Origin of the sequence: Streptomyces sp. NPDC048560, from assembly GCF_040650955.1 — a bacterium.
Taxonomy (GTDB): domain Bacteria; phylum Actinomycetota; class Actinomycetes; order Streptomycetales; family Streptomycetaceae; genus Streptomyces.
Genome location: NZ_JBEZIJ010000009.1, coordinates 17,485 through 33,674 on the forward strand (window position 1 = coordinate 17,485; position 16,190 = coordinate 33,674).

Sequence of the window (16,190 nt, forward strand, 5' to 3'; positions counted from 1 at the left end):
CAACATCGTGAAGGCTTCGAAGTGCCGCAGCTGACACGACTGTCGGGTTTCGCGCGCACCCGTCAGCAAGTCCGCCGCACATTCCGCAGGCTGCGACGGCGCCTCTTCTTCGGAGTTCCCGCCGCCGCGCTGATCGCCCTTGGCACTGCCGCTACGGCGAAAGCGTTGTGGGACAACACAACGCAGGCGTGCGTTCATGGGCAGCCACTGCTGTCGACTGGGCTACGAGGCATGCCGAAGACATCTGGCAGGGTCGGAGTATCGGAGCAGGATTCGTTGTGACACTGGCCGGCTTGCTCTTCTGGCAGATCGGGAAGTCCGCCTCATGGCGGCGAAGACTGCTGCGGGGACCTGTCGTTCTGGTCCGCGTCACCGCTCTCTGTCTGATGCTGGGGCCGGTCATAAGCCTCTTCTTCGATCCCGATCTCAGACGCCGGTTCTTGGCGCTGAACGAGATGACCACCGTCGGAAATCTCATGGCCCTTCTGGTCGTGCTGTTGTTGGTCCTCTCCCTGTGCGCATTGATCCGCAGCGCCAGGTTCTCCAGCACCATGCAGCAGCGAACGTGGAAGCTCGTCAGTCTCGGGTTGGTGGTCATGGCCGCCACCGCCGTCCTGCGAAGCGGCACTGTCCAAGGGTTCCTCCTCGACTCGGAGAACCCTGTCAGGGTGGCCTACTGCGTAGCGGGGCTGCTTCTCCATCACCTCGGAGGCTTGAGAAGTAAGCCGGAGGAACCTGAACTGGTGATCAAATGTCGTGATCATCTGTATCAGCTCAAGACAACCCAATCGACGTCAGCCACGGTCAATTTCGGCGTTGCAGGACCCACGGTTCTGGGCAGCGCTCACGCTTCGTCGCTTGCCAGCGTTCCGCCGAACTTCCCGCAGCTGGTGGAGGACCTGAGGGCCCGACTGGCCGAGGTTGCCGAACATGTCCATCGCCAGCGGGGCCGAACCATCATGTGCATCGATGAGCTCGACCGCCTCGGGTCCGAGCAGCAAGCGCTGCACTTCCTCAGCGAGATCAAAGCGATCCTGGGCGTTTCCCGAGTGCATTACCTCATCTCCGTCGCCGAGGACGTCGGTGCGGCCTTCGTCAGGCGGGGGCTGCCTCATCGTGACGCCACCGACAGCTCACTCGACGACATCCTGCATGTTCAGCCTGGCGACGTCACGCAGTCACGCGCCATCATGGGCAAGCGAGCCAGCGACCTCCCGGAACCCTATGTCCTCCTGGCGCACGCACTCGCCGGAGGCATCCCTCGCGATCTGATCCGTTACGGGCGTCGGATGCTGGAGATGCATGCGGAGATCTCATTGATTCAGCAGGCGCGGGCGGTGGAGCTCACACAGATCTCCGGACGCCTGATCGTGGAGGAGCTTTACGACACGCTCGCCGGATTCCGCACCCTTCTCGCGAAACAACAGTGGACGCACGAGAACGCGGCCTGGTTGTCCACCTATCGCATCGTGATCGACCATTTGCGTCACGCCCGCCCCGGCACCACCGGGGAATTCATGGTGGCTCTGGAATACCTTGCCGCCTCGGGAGCCGTGCCGCCCAGCGGATCTCCGGCCGAACCGCCAGAAGCCGCACGACAACTCTTCACCGAGGCATCGGCTTACACGTATTTCGCGCTGACCTTGCTCCAGATCTTCCGCCCTGACTGATTCGAGGACCGACGCGTCCGCGCCGGCGCGACGCCGGCAGGGGACTTTCAGTTTCTTGCAGAAGCCAGGCTTGAGCTGACGGTGTCCCCGCACAGCGCACGACCACTGATCGATGCCGTCCGCGACGCATGGCACCTGCCTGCTCTCCGTAGCACGCTCCCGCCAGTCAGCATTCCCACCGCTCGTAGTTGAGAGTGCCCCGCAGAAGGACACAGAAGGACGCAGCCGGCCCGCACGGCGTTGTGGGGACAGGTTTGACTGCAGTCGCTGAGCAGTTCGTTGACCGAGTCGGTCACGAGCGGAGGCGACGGTCGCGGGTGTCGGCCGTGTGACGCGCTTCAAGGGCCTGCCCGCTTCGGAACTGTGTGCACCTGGTCGGTCTTGCGTTGCGGACCGCCCCGACGATGTCGTTGCACGGTTGGGAAGGTATCGGGGTCGCGCCGTACGGGACGGGGATCTGGTGTGAGGCGTTGACCCAGCCGAAGACGATGACGCTGTCCTCGCCGTAGTCCTCACGTCCGGTGACGGGTGGGTTGAAGTAGCACACGAAACGCGAGTCGACTGTCGGGCGCGGGGTGCGCTTCTCGTGGCCGTTGAGGAGGTACATGGTGCCGGAGGTGATGGGGCGCTTCTCGCCCGTATCGTCGTTGCTGAGCTCGGTCTCGCGCTCCGTACAGCGGTCACCCCACATTGCGGCCCCTTGGTCATGCACCTAGTGCACCTGAGCGACCGGGGCTCCGCCGGCGGTCGGGAAACCGATTTCGGTGGTGCTCGATGCACCGGCGGTCCTGGTGTGGTTCGTCGCCTCAGCCGCTCGTTCCGGGCTGCGGCGTCCGCGTCCCGCCAGGCGGCAGCCCCAGCAATCCGGGTGGCCCTGGGCTGCTGCCCGGTCCCGTGTACGCCAGTGGTACTCGGCGGGCGGGCGCGGGCCACTGGGCTTCCCCCAGCCGTTCAGGTGCAGGACCCAGGTGACGAGGGCGGCAAGGGCAAGCGCGCCGAGGCCCAGCCAGAAGCCGATCGGCCACGCTGCGATCATCGCGGCACCGGAGAGGATGAATCCGACGAGGGCGACGCAGGTGCCCGTCCATCCGGCGACCGTGTGCCCGAGGTCATGGTCGCCGTGTATGCCGCTCATAGCTCTCCTTGTCGGTATCTTCGCAAAACGCGAGCCACAAATTTATCTCGCGAGCTAAGTAACTTAGATGCTAAGGAGAATTTTGGTGAAGGGCAAGCCCCGCCCCGAGACGACGCCGCAGCAGGCCCTGGACGCGATGGACCAGATGATCGCGCTCGCCCTGATCTCGCAGCACGACATCGCTCAGCGGCTTGGGCTGAACGTCACCGACCTGACGTGCCTCGGTCACGTCATCGGTGCCGGGGACCAGCATCTGAGCGCGGGAGACCTCGCCGCACGCGCCAACCTCACCACCGGCGCCGTCACCGGCGTACTCAACCGTCTGGAACGCGCCGGATACGTGCACCGGCAGCCCGATCCCACCGACCGCCGCCGCGTCCGCGTCGCTCTCGACGAGTCGGCGGCCTCCCGGGTCTTCGCCGTGTATGGCCCGCACTACGAACGGCTCGGCGCTCTCTTCGCCGACTACACGCCCGATGAGACAGCCGTTCTGGCCGACTGGTTCGTGCGCGCACGGGCCGCGATGCAGCTCTCGCTCGACGAGATCAGAAGGGGATGACGCCTGACCGGTCCTGGGCAGGGAGCGCGCCTACGCTCTACGGGACCGGCTGCATCAGCGCTCCGACGGCGGAGTCGCCGCTCGCCCGCAGCCGTCAGGCGCGGCCGAAACGTCGTGCGACGGCACCTTTCGCCCTGCGAGGCGGCTGCGCCTCATAGGTATGGATCCGGTCGCGCCAGGGACTGCCCGGAGAACACAAAGGCGGGACCCGATGAGGGTTCCGGACGCACTATGCGCGCACAGTTCAGACGGCCGTACGCGCATAGTTCAGACGTGAGTCGTGGCCTGCGGACGGACGCCTGGGCACGCGCGGGCGGTACTCCACCCCCACGATCGCCGGCGCGACGTACCGGTCAACGAGCTCGTCCAGCCCGACCACGCCATCAGGCCCACACCGCTGAGAGATCGCATTGCACATCGGGGTGACCGCGGTGAGCGTCGTCGGGTAGTGCGTCAGGAGAACGCCCACGCCCCCACCCTGCTCCTGGGGCCAGCGCGGATCCGGCGGAGCAGGGCTCGCGACGCCCTTGTCCAGGCCCGTGTGACGCATGCGGCACACGTCGACCTGCTGCGTATGGGGCTCGGCCGGCGCCGACCGTCCGACTCGGTGCGGACTCTAGAGGCGGCGGGGAAGGCGAGGCGGCACGGGAAGCGAGTGTCGCCCCCCTCGGGGGCGAGCCACAGAATCTGCCCCGGGCGGTGCGCCATGCCGGATTGCCCCTCGATCGGGGCGCGCCGCAGCGTCCCCGCCCTGGTTCCTGCCGGTTGCCGGCCGGTCGGTCGGCAAGGGTGTGTCGCTGTTGCATTCGGGAGATGCGGCGGGTGCGATGGGGTGCGGCTGCGGGACCTGACTCCGGACCTGACCGCTACCGCTGTCCGCTCCCGGTCCCGGCTCTGTGCTGTCAGCGCCACGCCCGCCACGACTCGCGGCGGGCTGTGACCGGGTTGTCTGGCCGACAGGGAAGGAAGGCACCGATGGCGAAGCCCAGTCCTCGATCCGCTGCGGACGACAGCCCGGCGCAGCCTCAGGAGGCGGATCGTCTGCGGGACCTGCTGCTGGCTCCCGGATACCTGAAGCTGCTCGTCCTGTGTGCTCTCATCGGCATCCCGGTATCCCTCGCGGCATTCTGGTTCCTGGTGGCACTGCACGAACTGGAACACCTCCTGTGGGACGAACTCCCGCACGCCCTGGGATGGGACACGCCCACGTGGTGGTGGCCGCTGCCTCTCTTCCTCGTCGCGGGCGTGGTCGTCGGCCTGATCGCCGTTCGTCTGCCTGGAGCGGGCGGACACATCCCGGCCCTGGGGCTCCATACGGGAGGAGCCTCACCGAGCACGCTGCCAGGGGTACTCCTCGCCTCGGTGGCCAGCCTTCCGTTCGGAGCCGTCCTGGGCCCGGAGGCACCGCTGATCGCCCTGGGCGGCTGCCTGGCCCTGCTGTTCCGCAACCTCGCACGTGCACCCGCCACCCCGCAGAGCACCATGCTGCTGGGTGCGGCCGGAGCCGCGGCAGCCATCGCGGCGATCTTCGGCAATCCACTGGTCGCCGCCATCCTCCTCATGGAGATCGGCGGTGTGGCGGGACCGCAGCTGTTCGCCGTCATGCTGCCTGCCCTGTTGTCGAGCGGGGTCGGAGCCCTGGTGTTCAGCGGCTTCGGGCGCTGGACCGGGCTTGAGACGGGCAGTCTGAGTCTCGAACTCCCGGAGTCGTCCGCCCGTCCGGACGTCGGAGACATCGTGTGGACCCTTGTCCTGGCCGTGGCCATCGCCGTCGCGATGCGCCTGGTCCTGAGCGCGGGACGACGGGTGGCGTCATTCGTCCGCAGCGGCGTATGGGTGCGGACGGTCGTCTGTGCGCTGGGAGCAGCGGTCTGTGCCGCGCTCTACACACTGATCACCGACCGCTCACCTGCCGAGGTCGCATCGTCCGGCCAGAGCACCCTGAGCGCGCTGGCCACCGACCCGCACGCATGGAGCGTCGGTGCGCTGCTCGCCGTGCTCCTCTTCAAGAGCGCCGCCTACGCGCTGTGTCTGGGCAGCCTGCGAGGCGGCCCTGTCTTCCCCGCCCTCTTCCTGGGAGCCGCCATCGGCGTCCTGCTAGCTCCGCTGCCCGGATTCGGCACCGTCCCGGCGATGGCGGTCGGCATGGCAGCGGCCACGACGGCGACGCTGAAGCTGCCCGTCAGCAGCGTCGTGCTGGTGGCCCTGCTGCTCGACAGCCCCGACATGATGCCGCTGGTGATCCTCGCGACCGTCATCGCCTTCATCACCACCGAGCTCCTGCAGCCGAATCCGGGCAAGGCCGGCGGGCAACTCCCCTCGTCCGGCGGCGAAACCGCTTGACACGGTGCGTACGCGCGGAGCGGCCGGCGTGAGCCGCTTACCCCGCCGGAGGGCCCAACGACCGTTACGCCTGGGGCCTGTCGGCAAGAGCACGTCGGTGGCGGGAGTGATCTCCTCGGCCGATCCGGACCGAGCGGCGTAACCGCTCTTGGGCAGCGATGCACTCCGGGACTAACCGCCCACGACGGCCGTGGGCGCGGGACGCCCCGCGCCTGTCGGTGACCTACCGGGCACCCACTGGGCACGCACTCCTACGACGCGTACGCACTGATCAATGTGTCTGGCCATCACGTGTCTGGCCATCACGGCGAAAATCGGTTGCGCCTGGAGTGTGGACCGGCTTGGGTTCGTGCTCGTGACTGACTTGAATGATCTCGTACGTCCGGACCGCTACCCGCGTTCCTCCCGCTATGACCCCGCCTGGTTGCTCGACCTCGACATGGGTCCGAATCCGTTGTGGCTGCTGGAGGACCTTGCAGGGGACCTCGATCTCCGCCCGGGAATGCGCATTCTCGACCTCGGCTCCGGCAAGGGCGCCACGTCGGTGTTCCTTGCGCGCGAGTACGGCGCCCGGGTCGTCGCGGCAGACCTGTGGATCGCCCCCGAGGACGCGGCAGCGGTCTTCGCCGAGGCTGGTGTCAGCGACCAGGTGGAGGCTGTACGAGCCGAGGCTCATGCCTTGCCGTTCGAGGAGGAGAGCTTCGACGCCATCGTGAGCGTCGACGCGTTCGAGTACTTCGGTACGGCGGACAGCTACCTTCCCTACCTACTGCGGTTTCTCCGCCCGGGCGGGCAACTGGCGGTCGCGACTCCCGCCATGACACAGGAGACCCGCGAACTCGGTGCCATCCCGTCCCATATCAAGGACGTGGTCGGCTGGGAAGCGATCGCCTGGCACACCGCGGAGTGGTGGCGCTTCCAGTGGGCGATCACCGAACTGGTGGACGTCACATCCGCACGGTTGCAGCAAGACGCCTGGCGTGACTGGCTGCTGTGGGTCCAGGCGTGCGCCGCACACCAGCCGGACGGTCGGGACGCGAACCAGCCCGTCATCGACATGCTCACCACCGACGGCGGGGAATATCTCTCGTTCGCCCTCGTAACAGCACGCAAGAAGTAGCCGACACCACCCGCACCAAGTGGAGGAGCGCCGTGGGGGTCCGCAGGGCAGGGAAGAACGTCGGCGAGTTCCTGGTGGAGACGGTGGGGGAAGCCGTCACCGAGGCGCTGCTCAGTGTGCTCGCCTGCGCGCTCCTTGTCGGCCTGGCTCTGATCGCCTACCTGAGCTGGACCTTCAGCCCTCGCCTGACCCTCGCGGGTGCAGGGCTGTGCAGCCTCTTCCTGGCCCACGGCGCCTGGCGCGGCTACCGCGACCCTGCGAAGGGGCGCCGCCGCCGGGGCGTTGCCGCTGTGACCACGGTCGGCTTCACCCTGACCGCCGCGACAGCCGTTTTCCTGTTGCTCTACGCCGACGGCTGCGACTGCCTCTGAAGTGGTGAAGCCGTTCCCCTGCCTCTGGGGAGCGATCGTCGTGTGACAGGGTTGGGGCGCGGACGGGGGTCCGCCCGAGAGACCCCGGACAGCCCAGGGAGCGGCACGTGAACAGCCCGGACACCACCTTGCCCGGCCGCAGCTCGACCCGGGAACGTTCGGACCTCACCCACGTCAAAGCCTGGTGGAGAGGGCTGGGGCGCAGCGGGTTCACGGTGCTTCCGCCGCCGAACCGGAGCCGATACACGCAGTCCGACGGGCACGAGGACGCCGCAGAGATCTTCGCGACGCGAGGGCTCGACGACACCACGTCCTTCGCGTACTGGCACTGGCAGTCCCACCAGCGGGCCTTCGACCGGTCCGGTGCACTTGTGCACGAACTGATGCTGCATTGGGGCGGCGACCACGCGGTCGTCGCCGGTGGACTCGGCGAAGGACCGGCCGGTTTCCGGGTGGTGGACGGCGGATCGCGGGGCGCCTTCCGGCTGGACCGGATCACGCACCGGGACGGCACGGGGATGCCCGACCCGCAGGACCCCTCCGGCGTACGCCAGTTCCTCGACGGGCTCGACGAACCGGTCGACCGCAGCGGTCACGTCCTCAGCTACCGGCCGCTGACAGCGGCCGAGGAGGCATGGCTCCATGAGCGCCTGCGCGGCTCCGCGGACCTGTCCGGCGCAGCCAGGTTCGCGACCGCCCTGGAGCGGCGGGACGCGCTCACGTCCGACGAGACGGTACGCCTGCTGAGGTCCTGGCGGGAGGAGTACGAAGGACGCCTCGCCGAGTGGAGCACCTGGAAGGTCCTGCTCCACGCCCTGCTGCGCCACCATCACGGCGAGGCCTGGGATGTCGTCGCCACCCTCGGCGCCGGGGCATCCGGCGTACTCCGCGAAGTCCCGTCCGAGAGGGGCCTGGAGGTCGTGCGCGCGTACGCGCTCGCCGGCGACCGTGCCGCGATCGCCGGCTGGCTGGCGTTGCACCGGTCGCTCCGCGAGCCCGACGCCGTTCGGGCCGCAGCCGCTCTCGCGCAGGAGCTGACCGCGCACGACGCCCCGGAGACATCGCTGCGCGCCCTGTACACCGCGCTGACCGGGGCCGTAACGGCCGACTGGCGAGACGCGTCGGGAGCCGACCACCGGACGGGCCGGTCCTTCGCCGCCCTCTCGGAGGTCCGGTTCAGCACCGACGAACGGCTGCCGCGCGCGCTGCGCGTCCTCGCCGCGGAAGCCGCGCGCGACCGGGTCGCGCACGTACGGGAAGAGGCCCTCCGCCTCGGCCCCGGCTACACCGCGCTCACCGGCACGGACACGGCCGGCGCCCTGGCCGCCGCGGACCGCTACGAATCTGCTCGGGACGATCTGCTGGCCGGGACCGGGCCCGATCTCACCTCGTACGAGGGTGCGTTGGGTGACATCTGGCACCGGTACCGGGCTCTCACCGACGCCGACGTGCGCTGGCTCAGAGACCGTGTGGCGGATCCGGCGACCGGTATGCAGGGGATGGGCTTCTGTCTGGAGCTTCTCCACTCGCACGGCGTGGCCACGGAATCCGAGGTCGAAGCGCTGCTGCCCCGCTGGAAGAAAGAGCTCACGAAGAAGTACCGGACCACGTACACCGAGTGGCGCCATCCGCTCGTCACACTCACCTGCCTCGCCATGGAGACGGGCCATCCGGCAGCTGACGAACTGCTGTCCTGGTGGGCCAAGCCGCGGCCGGTCTGGAAGAACGAACTACGGTTGCTCACCCATCTCGGCGCCCCCGACGAGGCCGGAGCCACCGAGCTGTGGGACCACGTCGTCTCGGGTGCCCATGACGTCGGTCAGCTGATGGCGTGGGTGCTGTTGCGCGCCCGGCTCGACAAGGAGCCCCCGCTCCTCGTCGCCGACCGGTTGCTCGGCTCTCCGGGGCTGCGCTCACATGACCTGCAGCGTGTGCTGATCGGCGTCACCGACCCCGCGCAGCCCCTGTGGCACTACGCCACCGACCTGCGCAGCCGGGGCTGGTGGCAACGGGCGCGGGAGGTCGCCGAGCATCCCGGGCTCTCGCCCGACGCACGAGCGATCGGTCTGCACGTGGCCCGCGAGCACCACCTGCTCCGCCACCCGGACCAACTGCGCCCGCCACCGACGGAGGCCGAGCGCGCGGCGGCCCAGGCATGGATCGACCGGCACACCCCTTGACACCATGGTCCGCGTGACTGGAACAGCAGCTCGGAGGCCGCCGTCACGCCGCTGTTCCCCCACTGACGATCCCGCCGGGCACGGACGCAGCCGACGGGACGGACCCGCACCACCGGGGCCCGTCGGTACACCGGTGCCGCCTGGCAGACTCGGTGGCATGTCCGAGCAGCTTCCCGGCGGCGTGGCGCCGAACGATCCCATGAGCGCGTACGTGACGCTCTATCCCGAGATAGTCCAGGCGGGTTCCCTCCAGAACGCGCTGCAGGCCGAGGCCGATCGCTCGGGCCGCAGGCTGGCGGTCGAGCTGACGGCCTCGCCGGGCTGGCGCCATGAGGCCGCGCGCGTGGAAGCCGACGGCCGCTCGGCGCATGTCCACATGGGCCTCACGGAGCGAAGCTTCTCCGTCGACTGCTGGACCAGCGGTGTCCACATGGCTTCCGGCGACACTCAGAACCTGTCCGAGGCTGTCGGGGCTCTGCACTCCTGGCTGCAGGGGCCCGGGGTCCGCGAACTCGTCGCGCAGTGGCCCTATCTGCGTACCTGGGAGCTGGCCGAGGCGCATGAGCGGGGCGAGGCTGTGCCGGTGAGGTGGCGCCGGCTGCGCGAGAGCGCCGCACGCACGCCGGGCTCGGCGCTGCACGAACTCGTCGAGAGCGCCTTCGCGCAGGAGCGGCTTCGTGCCCTGTCGCCCGGCCGGAGCATGTACTGGCTCACCTTCAGTCGCCGTGCCGCGCCGCCGATCTGCCACGACCTGCCGCGGGCCATGCCGATCGGGAACGGGCGCTACCGGGTGTTCGTGGGAGGCCGGCTGCTGGAAGTGGACGGTGCGGCCCAGGCCGTCGCGGCCATCCTCGACGGCCTCCCCGACGACGCCGTCCCACAACGTCAGGGACCGGGCACAAGCAGCCCGGAGGCCGCCTCCTGACAGGCCGGACGCGGGCTCCAGGGATATGAGAGTCCGGCCTACATGCCCAGCACGTACCACTGCCTGGTCGACGGGCCCCGCAGATAGATGTGCCGTCCCCGTCCGACGGGGCGTGCGTACCGCCTGAGCGGGGCGCCGTTGGGCATCGTGGCTTCCGCTTCCTCGAACACCACGACCTCCTCGTCGGTCATGCGGCAGTAGTGGAGCCGGCCTCTGCGGTCCGGAGCGCCTCCCCCCAGCATGAGCACCCGGTCACCGTGGACAGCGAGGCCCACGGGGCCGGCCACGGGGCTCCTGCGCACACGGACGCTGCCGTCGTCGTGCACTTCGAGGAGGGGGAAGGTGGGATAGTAGGCCGCCCAGGCGGCCTTGTCCGTGACGTTGAAGGCATAGACCGTGTCGATGTACTCGATGCCCGGCGGTGCCGAGTAGCCCCACAACCGGTTGCCACCGCTGTCCCAGCGGACCAGGCCGGCGAAGCTGACGGGATCGACGTAGACCCCCTCGTCGAAGTAGGCGCTCCACAGGTTGTTCCGCCGGTCCGCCATCATGAACTCGAGCGCGCTCCCCATGACGAAGGTGTGTCGCAGTCGGCCGTCACGGCCGAATATCTGCGCGTTCCGCTCCCCCACCGCACCATGGCTCTGCAGGATGAGCCGCCCGTTGGGCAGAGTGTCCACGTGACCGGGCAGCAACGTCAGGTTGTGCAGAACACGCTCCCGTACGACTCCCGCGGCGCCGGTGACCAGAAGCGCGTCGTACGGGTATCCAGGGGGATGGGGCCGCGGTTTCGCGTACGGACGCGACACCGGCTCAGCCTCGGGGCAGATCAGCCACAGGGCCCTGCCCCACCCGTCCACCGTGGTGGCCAGTACGTTCCGCTCGTCGTACTGCCGAGGCAGAGTCGCGTAGGGACGCAGCGCCACCTTTCTCAAACGACCACCTCGCGGGCGAAGGTACGTGACCGAGCCATCGTTTCAGACGCGGGGATCAGGCCGGTCGCCTGGCCCCGTCTCCGCGCGCCTCATCCGCTCCACGGGTCCGGCAGCTTCAGTACGGCCGAGCGGCCAGGCGCCACCGACACGGCACGGTCGCGCAGCCGGATCTCGATGGGGGGCATGTCGGAGGGCGGCACGCTGATCTCCAGGCCCAGCGGACGGACGCGGAGCCGTACGCCCCAATGGCCTTGGTAGCGCAGGGAGAACCCGTATTCGGTGAAGTGGGGCGAGGGAACCGGATCCAGCCACAGCGCTCCGTCCCGGGCCTCCAGGCCCGTGAGCCCTCTTTGCACGAGGTCGATCGTGCCGGCCATCGCGCCCAGGTGGATGCCCTCCTCGGTCGTCCCGCCCTGCAGGTCGGCGACATCGCCTTCGAGCGCCTCCTGGACGTACGTCCATGCCTCGTCCCGCCGCACACGGGCCAGTACCCAGCCGTGCACCAGCCCGCTGAGCGTCGAGCCGTGGCTGGTGCGGTGCAGGTAGTAGTCGACGGTGCGGTGCCAGGTCTCGTCGTCCAGCTCGTACCCCAGCCGGTGGAAGATGCCGGCGAGCTCGGGGGGCGAGAAGAGGTAGCCGAGCATGAGGACATCGGCCTGCTTCGACGCCTGGTAGCGGTTGACCGTGTCGCCTTCGGCCTCCAGGATGCGGTCGAGGCGGCGGATGTTGCCGTACCGGGTGCGATACGCCTGCCAGTCGAGTTCCGCCAGCTCGCCGAAGCCCTCGAACTGGCTGATGACACCGTCGTGGAAGGGCACGCGCAGTTTTCGTGACACGTCCTCCCACAGTGCCAGTTCCGAGACGTCGACACCGGTCCGCTCGCAGAGTTCCGCGCGGCGGGGCGGCGGCAGTTCTTCGAGCACGTGCAGCGCCCGGGACAGGACCCAGGCGGCGCACACGTTCGTGTAGGCGTTGTCGTCCAGCCCCGGCACGGGCGAGCCGGGGTAGGAGTCGTGGTACTCGTCCGGCCCGAGCACGCCCAGGATCCGGTAGCGGCCCATGTCTTCGTCGTAGGTGGCCGAGTCCGCCCAGAAGCGGGCGATCTGCGTCAGCATCTCCGCGCCCTTGGTGTGCAGGAACTCGATGTCGCCGCTCGCCTCGCAGTACTTCCACACGTTGTACGCGATGGCCAGCCCCACATGGTGCTGAAGGTGCGAGTGGTCCGCGAGCCAGTGCCCGGACCGGGGGTTGAGGTGCAGTTGCTGGGTCTCCTCACGGCCGTCGCTGCCGCTCTGCCACGGGTACATGGCGCCTCTCCGTCCGGCGTCGTGCGCCGCGGCGAGGGCGCGTGGAAGTCGCCGGTGACGGTAGAGCAGCAGCGCGTGTGACACCTCGGGCAGGTGCAGGTTGAGGTAGGGCAGGACGAACAGCTCGTCCCAGAAGACGTGCCCGCGGTACGCCTCGCCGTGCAGTCCTCGGGCGGGCACACCGACGTCCAGTTCGGCGGTGTGCGGCGACAGTGTCTGCAGGACGTGGAAGAGGTGCAGCCGGAGGATCGCGCCTGCGTCACCCGGCACGTAGAGGTCCGCCTTCTCCCACAGCTGTTTCCAGGCCGCCGTGTGCGACTCCAGCAGGTCCGCGAACCCCGGCGCTCGCCCGACGGCATCGATCGCCGCGTGGAGGGGGTCGCTGATGGCGGGGTCGTGCGAGGTGTACAGGGCGACGATCTTGTCGACCGCGCACGTGCCGCCGACCGCAGGGGGACGCAGGCGCAGGAGCTGGACGGCTCTGAGGGGCTCGTCGGCGTGTGCGGTGCCGGTGTGGAGGGCTCCGCTTCCGTCCGTCGTGCGGGCCGCCAGACCGATCCGGATGTCGGACGTACTCGTCCGGCAGCGCAGCCACATGGTGCCGGGCGAGTCGGCGCCGGTGTTCACATGGACCAGATGCCGGCCGTCGAGCTGCTGGTAGCGGGCGACGCCTGAGTTGGTCACGGAGCCGTCGAGGGCAGCTTCCACCTCGATCTCACCGGACCAGCCGCCGTGCGCGGTGAACTCCGTCCGAAGCGCAGCGAGGTGGGGCTCCGCCATGTGTACGAGGCGTAGTTGGCGCACCCCGAGGACACGGCCGTCGTCCGTCTCGTACGTGAGGGTTCGCTCCAGAACTCCGGTTCGCAGGTCGAGACGCTGCCGGTGCTCGCGCAGCGCCTCACTGTCGGGCGTCAGCCAGGGCGTGTCGCCCTCCGGGCTGTACATCCTGAAGCGCAGCGGCAGCCAGTTGGGGAGGTTGACCATGTCCTCGTTCTCGACCTGGCGCCCGGCCACGGTCGAGGTGAGCCGGTTGTAGCAGCCGGCGGCGTACGTGCCCGGGTAGTGCACCGTGTCGGCGGCGCACTCGGGCGCCGCGCCCCTGGTCGCCATGTAGCCGTTGCCCAGGGTGCACAGCGCCTCGCGCAGCCTCTCCCGGGCGGGCTCGTACCCCACGTATTCCCAGGAGTGGTCCGCTTCGGGAAGGTGCTCAGCCATCATCGTCCTCGGTGGAGTCGGTGAGCAGTTCGGAAAGGTCGTCGACGACGACGTCCGCGCCCCTGCCGAGCAGTGCGGCGCGCGTGTCCGGAGCGGCGTTCCGGTCCACTCCTACGACCAGGTGGAATCCGCCGCGCCGGCCCGCCTCCACACCTGCCAGCGCGTCCTCGATCACCGCCGTACGTGCGGCCGGCAGAGCCAGCCGTCCGGCTGCGGCGAGGAAGAGATCGGGGGCAGGTTTGCCCGGCAGCCCGAGGCGGGCCGCCTCGGCTCCGTCGATGACGGCGGCGAAGTACGGGAGCACCCCGGAACGGTCCAGGAGCTCCCGGGCGTGCCTGGACGCGGACACGGCAGCCATGGCCACCCCCTCACCGCGAAGGTGTCGCAGCAGGAGGAGCGTCCCGGGGTACGCCTCGACGTCGCGCGTCCTGATCCGCTCGGTGAAGAGCTGCTCCTTGCGGGCCGCCACCGCTCCCACCGTGTCCGTCCCGGGCGGGTCCGCGATGGTGCCGGGAGGCAGGGTGAGCCCTCGGGAGGCGAGAAAGGCCGTGGCACCGTCCATGCGCGCCTTGCCGTCGACGTACCGCAGGTAGTCGTCCCTGTCGAAGGGGCGCCGCGCGGACAGATCGTCCGGCGGGTTGGCCTTCAGGCACGCGTCGAAGGCGGTCTTCCATGCGGCGGCGTGCAGGCGCGCCGAGTCGATGATCACCCCGTCGGTGTCGAAGACCACCCCCGCCGCCTGCCGAAGACGGCCCGGGGGCGTCTGCCCCGCTTCTGCGTGTCGTCCGGCGCTCACCGGCGGCCGTGCCGGTGCCGGGACTCTCCACTGCGGCCTGCGGTCATGTCCAGCCTCCAGGCGGTAGCTGCCGGAACACGCGCGTACTGCTGGGTGCCCCACCTCCCATAGTGCCCACACTTCGCGGGCCTGCGCGGGAGGCCCGCGGCGCTCGGCGGCGGGTCTCCCCGGCCGGAGGCACCCCGGTGCGCCTCGGACAGGGTGACGAAGCCCGAGTCCACGCCCGCAGACGGCGCCCGCCCTATTGATGCGTACGCCAGTACAGCTCGTTTGCAATAGCCCGCGCACACAACTATTGTCGACGCTTGTAAAGAGCTTCCGCGTCTAAAGGATTGGCGTCATGCCCCTCGCACTTCTGGCCCTTGCCATCGGGGCCTTCGGCATCGGGACCACCGAGTTCGTGATCATGGGACTGCTGCCCGAGGTCGCCGGCGACTTCGGAGTCTCCGTCCCCACCGCCGGGTACCTCGTCACCGGCTACGCCCTCGGCGTCATGTTCGGTGCTCCGCTCATGACCGTTATCGGCACCAGAATCACCCGCAAGCGGATGCTGATGGTGCTGATGGGCCTGTTCGTCGTGGGCAACCTGCTGTCCGCCGCGGCTCCGACGTTCGGCATCATGCTGGTCGGCCGCGTGGTCGCCTCCCTGGCTCACGGAGCCTTCTTCGGCATCGGTTCCGTCGTCGCCGCGGAACTGGTGGCCCCGGAGAAGAAGGCCGGCGCCATCGCGACGATGTTCACCGGCCTGACCGTCGCGAACGTCGTCGGTGTCCCCCTGGGAACCTTCGTGGGACAGACCGCCGGCTGGCGGATCACGTTCCTGTTCGTGGCGGCGCTGGGACTGGTCGGCCTGGCCGGAATCGCGAGGCTCGTGCCCGACCTGCCCAAGCCGACGGGCGTCCGGCTGCGCGACGAGCTGAACGCCTTCAGGGACGTACAGGTCCTGCTCGCCATGGCGATGACCGTTCTCGGCTTCGGCGGAGTGTTCGCCGCCATCACCTACATCGCCCCGATGATGACGCACGTCACCGGCTACGCCGACTCCTCGGTGACCTGGCTGCTGGTGCTCTTCGGTCTGGGCATGGTTGCCGGAAACCTGCTCGGCGGGAAGTTCGCCGACCGTGCGCTGATGCCCATGCTCTACACGGCGCTGGGCGGCCTGGCCCTGGTACTGGCTCTGTTCACCGTCGGCGCTCACGACAAGACCGCCGCAGCGGTCGCGGTCTTCCTGATCGGCGCCCTGGGCTTCGCCACCGTACCGCCGCTGCAGAAGCGGGTCCTGGACCACGCCCACGGCGCCCCCACCCTGGCGTCCGCCGTCAACATCGGCGCCTTCAACGCCGGCAACGCGCTGGCCGCGTGGCTCGGCGGCGTCGTCATCAGCGGCGGGCTCGGCTACACCTCCCCCAACTGGGTCGGCGCCCTCCTGGCCGCCTCCGCCCTGGCGCTCGCCGTCCTGTCCAGTTCGCTGGAGAGGCGGACGGCCCGGCGCTCACCCACCACCGGCGAGGCCGCTGCGACCAAGCAGCCCGTCGCGGCGCGCTGAGGTATGAGGGGGACATCGAGGGGAAGGCGTCGTACCGCATCCCCCGGCCTCCTGCCCCCGCAGCTCCGACGTGGCCCGTACCCAGCTC

At 69.3% G+C, this 16,190-nt stretch carries 12 protein-coding genes and 1 pseudogene; 8 read left to right on the forward strand and 5 right to left on the reverse strand.

The features are described from left to right. Positions 1–293: 293 nt before the first annotated feature. Positions 294–1,670, forward strand: coding sequence for a hypothetical protein (locus AB0C82_RS23340; RefSeq protein ID WP_362845264.1), 1,377 nt, complete (start codon positions 294–296; stop codon positions 1,668–1,670). A gap of 490 nt (positions 1,671–2,160) precedes the next feature. On the opposite strand, the pseudogene AB0C82_RS23345 reads toward AB0C82_RS23340, so the two are convergent. Together AB0C82_RS23345 and AB0C82_RS23350 are read right to left on the reverse strand one after the other, a co-directional pair. After that, positions 2,161–2,346: pseudogene (locus AB0C82_RS23345) on the reverse strand (ectoine synthase); the annotation flags it as partial. A 36-nt stretch (positions 2,347–2,382) separates the two neighbouring features. Then, on the reverse strand, positions 2,383–2,805 hold the full coding sequence (locus tag AB0C82_RS23350; protein WP_362845266.1) for an HGxxPAAW family protein: 423 nt from the start codon (positions 2,803–2,805) through the stop codon (positions 2,383–2,385). A gap of 85 nt (positions 2,806–2,890) precedes the next feature. Between AB0C82_RS23350 and AB0C82_RS23355 the strand changes: the two genes are divergently transcribed. The 6 genes from AB0C82_RS23355 to AB0C82_RS23380 all read left to right on the forward strand — a co-directional run bounded on the left by AB0C82_RS23355 (position 2,891) and on the right by AB0C82_RS23380 (position 10,303). Further along, positions 2,891–3,364 (forward strand): MarR family transcriptional regulator, encoded by a 474-nt coding sequence (locus AB0C82_RS23355; protein WP_362845269.1) that lies wholly within the window; start codon positions 2,891–2,893, stop codon positions 3,362–3,364. Between the two features lie 975 nt (positions 3,365–4,339). Then, on the forward strand, positions 4,340–5,707 hold the full coding sequence (locus AB0C82_RS23360) for a chloride channel protein (protein WP_362845272.1): 1,368 nt from the start codon (positions 4,340–4,342) through the stop codon (positions 5,705–5,707). Positions 5,708–6,062: 355 nt separating this feature from the next. Continuing rightward, positions 6,063–6,827 (forward strand): methyltransferase domain-containing protein, encoded by a 765-nt coding sequence (locus AB0C82_RS23365; protein ID WP_362845274.1) that lies wholly within the window; start codon positions 6,063–6,065, stop codon positions 6,825–6,827. A gap of 32 nt (positions 6,828–6,859) precedes the next feature. Then, positions 6,860–7,198 (forward strand): lysine transporter LysE, encoded by a 339-nt coding sequence (locus AB0C82_RS23370; RefSeq protein ID WP_362845276.1) that lies wholly within the window; start codon positions 6,860–6,862, stop codon positions 7,196–7,198. Positions 7,199–7,305: 107 nt separating this feature from the next. Then, the gene (locus AB0C82_RS23375; RefSeq protein WP_362845278.1) at positions 7,306–9,378 is read left to right on the forward strand and encodes a hypothetical protein; all 2,073 of its coding nucleotides are present in this window, start codon (positions 7,306–7,308) and stop codon (positions 9,376–9,378) included. A 157-nt stretch (positions 9,379–9,535) separates the two neighbouring features. Next, positions 9,536–10,303: a DUF6193 family natural product biosynthesis protein gene (locus tag AB0C82_RS23380; RefSeq protein WP_362845280.1), complete on the forward strand. Its 768-nt coding sequence runs from the start codon at positions 9,536–9,538 to the stop codon at positions 10,301–10,303. A gap of 38 nt (positions 10,304–10,341) precedes the next feature. On the opposite strand, the gene AB0C82_RS23385 is transcribed toward AB0C82_RS23380, so the two are convergent. From AB0C82_RS23385 to AB0C82_RS23395, 3 genes are all read right to left on the reverse strand, one after another. Beyond that, positions 10,342–11,229 carry a hypothetical protein gene (locus AB0C82_RS23385; protein ID WP_362845937.1) on the reverse strand — a complete coding sequence of 296 codons (888 nt, stop codon included), beginning with the start codon at positions 11,227–11,229 and terminating at the stop codon, positions 10,342–10,344. 98 nt (positions 11,230–11,327) lie between these two features. After that, the gene (locus AB0C82_RS23390; protein ID WP_362845282.1) at positions 11,328–13,760 is read right to left on the reverse strand and encodes a glycosyl hydrolase family 65 protein; all 2,433 of its coding nucleotides are present in this window, start codon (positions 13,758–13,760) and stop codon (positions 11,328–11,330) included. Continuing rightward, the gene (locus AB0C82_RS23395) at positions 13,753–14,490 is read right to left on the reverse strand and encodes an HAD-IA family hydrolase (RefSeq protein WP_362845284.1); all 738 of its coding nucleotides are present in this window, start codon (positions 14,488–14,490) and stop codon (positions 13,753–13,755) included. Before AB0C82_RS23395 ends, AB0C82_RS23390 begins: the two co-directional genes overlap by 8 nt. Positions 14,491–14,896: 406 nt before the next feature. Between AB0C82_RS23395 and AB0C82_RS23400 the strand changes: the two genes are divergently transcribed. Beyond that, positions 14,897–16,102: an MFS transporter gene (locus tag AB0C82_RS23400; protein ID WP_362845286.1), complete on the forward strand. Its 1,206-nt coding sequence runs from the start codon at positions 14,897–14,899 to the stop codon at positions 16,100–16,102. The last annotated feature ends 88 nt before the right edge of the window (positions 16,103–16,190 follow it).

Bases quoted from the DNA above. Each gene is read 5' to 3' on its own strand.
- AB0C82_RS23350 (WP_362845266.1), bottom strand. From the start codon at position 2,805: ATGAGCGGCATACACGGCGACCATGACCTCGGGCACACGGTCGCCGGA.
- AB0C82_RS23360 (WP_362845272.1), top strand. From the start codon at position 4,340: ATGGCGAAGCCCAGTCCTCGATCCGCTGCGGACGACAGCCCGGCGCAG.
- AB0C82_RS23380 (WP_362845280.1), top strand. From the start codon at position 9,536: ATGTCCGAGCAGCTTCCCGGCGGCGTGGCGCCGAACGATCCCATGAGC.
- AB0C82_RS23390 (WP_362845282.1), bottom strand. From the start codon at position 13,760: ATGGCTGAGCACCTTCCCGAAGCGGACCACTCCTGGGAATACGTGGGG.
- AB0C82_RS23400 (WP_362845286.1), top strand. From the start codon at position 14,897: ATGCCCCTCGCACTTCTGGCCCTTGCCATCGGGGCCTTCGGCATCGGG.